General features: G+C 32.9%; 4 protein-coding genes. All 4 read left to right on the plus strand.

The window, feature by feature from the left end:
* The first annotated feature begins 444 nt into the window (after positions 1 to 444).
* Complete coding sequence (locus B5X70_RS17370) at positions 445 to 1446, plus strand: PDDEXK nuclease domain-containing protein (protein ID WP_079559171.1); 1002 nt, start codon at positions 445 to 447, stop codon at positions 1444 to 1446.
* Positions 1447 to 1756: 310 nt separating this feature from the next.
* Entirely contained in the window at positions 1757 to 3760 is a 2004-nt protein-coding gene (locus B5X70_RS17375) for a T9SS type A sorting domain-containing protein (RefSeq protein WP_157666533.1), read from the plus strand.
* Between the two features lie 10 nt (positions 3761 to 3770).
* Positions 3771 to 4370, plus strand: coding sequence for a hypothetical protein (locus B5X70_RS17380; protein ID WP_079559173.1), 600 nt, complete (start codon positions 3771 to 3773; stop codon positions 4368 to 4370).
* Between the two features lie 251 nt (positions 4371 to 4621).
* On the plus strand, positions 4622 to 4852 hold a 231-nt coding region (locus tag B5X70_RS17385), incomplete at its 3' end, for a type II toxin-antitoxin system HigB family toxin (protein WP_079559174.1).

Here is a 4852-nt window from a genome sequence, read left to right on the forward strand (position 1 = left end):
TGATAAAGAGAAATTCAACCGGAAAAGTAGTTGAAAAAGGACCGATATTTAAAATCAAACCTAAGGGGCTAGATTTACTATTTCCGCCAAGTGAAAAATATAATTTGATATAAAATTCCAACGCTCAACAGCCACTCACATTGCCAAGCCACACCAGCCAACGCTACAACCAAAGCATGGCAAAGAGAGTGTCTGTCCCAACACACAAAAAAATACCTGACTAATCAACGGACGAAAAAGAACACCGAAGCGATAACATCATATATAAAATATTGGGGGTGTGGTGTTTACATGAACCTTTCTGCCCCGCACCAACTTTTGCAACGGCAGACAAAGACGCACGCCGCAGCCCCAACATTTCATATATGTAACCGTTGTGTTCAATTTTAAACGTGCCGAAACATATTGATAATGACAAAATAGAATATTGATTACCTTTGTAATATGACTGGATTAGAACAACACGATAAAAAAGCTTTTCAAGAAGTTCTTGCAATGATAAAAGAAGCAAGGGAAAAAGTTGCTAAGGTTATCAATAATGAGCTGATTGACTTGTATTGGAATATTGGGCATTTTATTTCTAGCAAAAGCGTAAAAGACGGATGGGGAAGTGGAACTGTTAGAAATTTGTCTGACTTTTTGAGAGAAACAGAACCAAACTCAAAAGGATTTTCATCTCAGAATTTATGGAGAATGAAGCAGTTTTATGAAACATATCATAAAAACGAAAAACTCTCACTGCTGGTGAGAGAAATTGGTTGGACGAATAATATGCTAATCATTTCACAGACCAAGTCCGAGGAAGAAAAGGAATTCTACATAAAACTTACAGCACGAGAAAAATATTCAAAAGAGGAACTTTCACGACAATTAGAAAGTGGTCTGTTTGAACGTTCTATGCTGTCAAAAGAAAATATCTCACCAGTAGCGAGAGAAATATATCCAAGTATAAATGAACACATTAGAGATTATTATTCATTTGAGTTTTTAGGATTAAAGGATAATTATTCTGAATACAGCTTTAAAAAAGCAATTCTAACAAACCTGAAAGAGTTCATCCTTGAATTTGGGAAAGATTTTCTATTTATTGAAGAAGAATACAGATTACAAATTGGGAACAAAGATTACTCAATTGACTTGTTGTTTTATCACAGGGAATTAAATTGTTTGGTTGCATTGGAACTAAAAGTAGGAGAGTTTAAACCTGAATATATGGGAAAAATGGATTTTTATCTTGGAGCATTAGATAATAATGTAAAAAAACCTCACGAGAATCCGAGCATTGGAATAATAATGTGCAGAACAAAAGATGAAAATATTGTTGAGATTTCATTAAACAGAAGTACCTCTCCTACAATTATCAGCCAATACGAAACCAAATTGATAGATAAACAATTGTTAAGGAATAAATTAAATGAATTGTTTACTTCAAATCTTGAGGGATAGAAAAACTGAACACAACAGCAAAATATATGTCAATTGCCGTTTTTCGCTCGGATATTGTAACCAACTGCGCCGCTTCAACCTCAGTGCGTTTCGACAGGAAAGTAGCCCGCAATCGGCAACTGCATATATTTGCGGACCGTTGTGGGTTATTCCCCCTATACCAAAGACATTGATTACTTAAGATAACGGTAAGATAGTATAGCTTAGATTTATAGTCTTTTATAAAATTGAATTTTTACCGTTAGTCATAATTGCAGAAAAAAACCATATATCAATTTGAGATTTTTAACGAGCCATACAGTAAATGAATATGAAAAGAAAAGTATTAGTAGTTTTATTTTTAGGCATAATTTGCCACCAATTTAGTGCTTTTAGCCAATTACCAAAACTTGCAACAAGAGCAATGTCGGTCAATGACCCAAATACCGACCCAAATTGGAAATGGTATGAAAATGTAACCGTGCAATTATATGTTGAAGCGAATCAACCACCTGTTAATAGAAAAATGCCATGGTTTGGCAATCAAGGTTCAGCTGCAATTGCTCTAAATACTGGAGATAATGCAACTCGGGATATGTACCCGAGTGATGGATGGGTGTTGTTATATCGTGATTTTGGAACACCATCAATTGAGCAACCATGGCCTCATTTTATTCTTTATAACAAGTTTAAAGGTATTGTTAGATTGTTTTTCATAGATTTTAGAATTACACCTCAGAGTTATTATGCCATTACATTAAGCCATAAAAATCCTTCTATTACAACCTCAGCTCTTGCATCCGACTCACGTGATAAGGGTTACCTTGATTCATATAGTGCAACACACAACCAGATAGCTATATGTAAGGCAACACTTGGCGAATGGGCATATGTCGACTTTGATTTTACAACATACGACCCAAATAAACCTGCTGGATTGGGTTATGCTTTTGAAGTAAAAAGTGTTTATCAGGGGCACATTGACCTATTTGCCAATAAATTAAGTGAAGTAACCGAGAAAAATCCCACTACGTTTGAGGCAGTAAACTCTGTAATCAAAAAATCTGCAGCATCAATTGCTTTAGGAAAACAATATTTTTCTACTCCTCAAGGATTTTTAAAAGATATGACCAAACTTGCTGATGATAATAAAGGTAAATGGTTTGAAAGCACCCTACGTGAAATATCTGGTTCTACTATAGCCAACACAATACCAATAATTGGAGGGGTAGCAGGTATTATTACTGGTTTTTTGGGCAATGATAAAGGGACAGTTTCATCATTTACACCTTTTAAAATTACAGGTGATGTTAAATTTGATAATTTAGTTAGACAGTTTTTTATCTGGGCACCCGGTACACCTCATAATGAACCAAGTGGTTTGGGAATACCTCTTTACGATAAGCCTCTTGGCATTTTTGGAGTTAGAAAGATTAATATTCTTGAAACAGTCCACGAAGACTCATATGTCAATTTTAGAGTATCTTCCTTTTCAATTAACAAATTAGATTTTATAATAAATCCAAATTCAAACCTAAAAGTTACAGACATAAAATTCGGTGTTGTTCCAGAAGGTGCATCAACTACATATTTAAATGAAAGGGAATTCCTTTTAAAAAAACACAATACTCAACCCAAAAGCATTGCTATATTCGCTACTCTAAAATCAGTTTGCAACCTTGAAAGAGAAGTGTTTATTATTAAAAGCTTTAGTAATTTTGATGTTATTAGAAATTACCAGCCTTATCCTCCTTTTTATAATGGGCCAATACCAATGTTTGAGAATAACTATTTGAATACTAATTTTAATATTTATAGTGAGAATGATTTTTATATGGGTGGAGATAGAGGAGATTTTATTTCCAATAATTCGACAGGGGAAATAAAAGCTCCGACGTCCATTGTCCTTAAACCTGGTACTCATATAAAAGGCGGTAATATTAAAATATCTTTAAGCTATAAATCTCATCATAATGATTACATATTAAATAATAATTTTAACTGCACTGATGATTTATCTAACCAATATTTTTTAAAAAGTGTAGAAGTATCTAATCTATCAGAATTTATTAGTGTTAATGAGGTTATTCAAAATTCGAATATTCGGATCTTTCCAAATCCGTTTGAAGATATTTTATACATTGAACCCATTGAATTAAATTCTAATACTAATCTTCAAATAAGAATTTATAGTTTCGATGGCAAACTTGTATATGATAATTTTAATGCAAATATTAATCATATTCAAACTGCCTTTTTGAATAGCGGTTTGTATATTATTGCAATAATGAATAATGGGGAAATTATCAGACGTGAAAAGATTGTAAAATATTAGCATATTATTTATGAAAAACATAATCTATATCGGAATTTTTATCGTATTAATTACATCTTGCAAACAAGAAATTGAAGAATCATCTGTTTTTAAAACAGGTGATAGCAGAGGTAATCAACTATTTTATAACATACTAGAGCCCCTCATGAGCATCAATACAATTATAATGGGTGAAATGGATACAGTTCTTTATGATACAATTTTTTTAGATGTAAATGAAGACCAAATAATTGATTTTACTTTTATTATAGAACAAAATTTTGTATTAAGTGTTTCGAAATATCCCTCTCAAAAAATAACAATTAAAACTGGCAGTGATGTTTTATTGCAATTAATGTCTGGTATCCAACCGACGTATTCCTACGTGAGGACTGCATCTAAGGGTGAAAAAGTTGAAACTGGTATGCCTTGGATTGCTAATCAGGTTTTTTTCTTAACCCATATTCGATATAATTTTGTAGAAGTTCCACGCTATGAGCAACCATATTTGCCATTTAAATTTGAGAATGGGGATATAGGTTGGCTAAGAATGGGATTTGAAACTGATTCTATGAGTTATCTTATGCAACGCTTTTACATAGAATCATATTGTCTTAAAAAATCGCATTAAACAAAGAATTAATTAAAATATATAAGCAACAAACCCACAACATCATATATAAAATATTGGGGATGTAGTGATTATGCGAATCTTTCTGCCCCGCCCCAGCATTTGTAACGGCAGATAAAGTCGCACACCGCAGCCCCAACATTTCATATATGTGACCGTTATGCGCAATTGCAACGAAAAAACCTGCATTGTTCTTATTATTTCCGAACTTTAATCGTATCTTTGACGTAGTATGATAAAACCTAAGCGAATTGAGAATTACTAACAAACACATTCTGGCCAAACTGGTTAAAAAAAATCAGGGAAACTCAAAATTGATAAATGCAGTCAAACAGCTAATATCAGACATTGAGGAAAGTAGTTGGCAAACACCGCATGATTTGATAAATGAAAGGCCAGACGCCGATTGTGTTTATGGTGGAGAATTCTATTTTTTTAACATTAACATTCACAGGACTTTAATCCTAATTGAATTTGAAGAA

This window comes from Alkalitalea saponilacus (genome assembly GCF_900168165.1).
GTDB lineage: Bacteria > Bacteroidota > Bacteroidia > Bacteroidales > Marinilabiliaceae > Natronoflexus > Natronoflexus saponilacus.

Bases quoted from the DNA above. Each gene is read 5' to 3' on its own strand.
- B5X70_RS17380 (WP_079559173.1), top strand. From the start codon at position 3,771: ATGAAAAACATAATCTATATCGGAATTTTTATCGTATTAATTACATCT.
- B5X70_RS17375 (WP_157666533.1), top strand. From the start codon at position 1,757: ATGAAAAGAAAAGTATTAGTAGTTTTATTTTTAGGCATAATTTGCCAC.
- B5X70_RS17370 (WP_079559171.1), top strand. From the start codon at position 445: ATGACTGGATTAGAACAACACGATAAAAAAGCTTTTCAAGAAGTTCTT.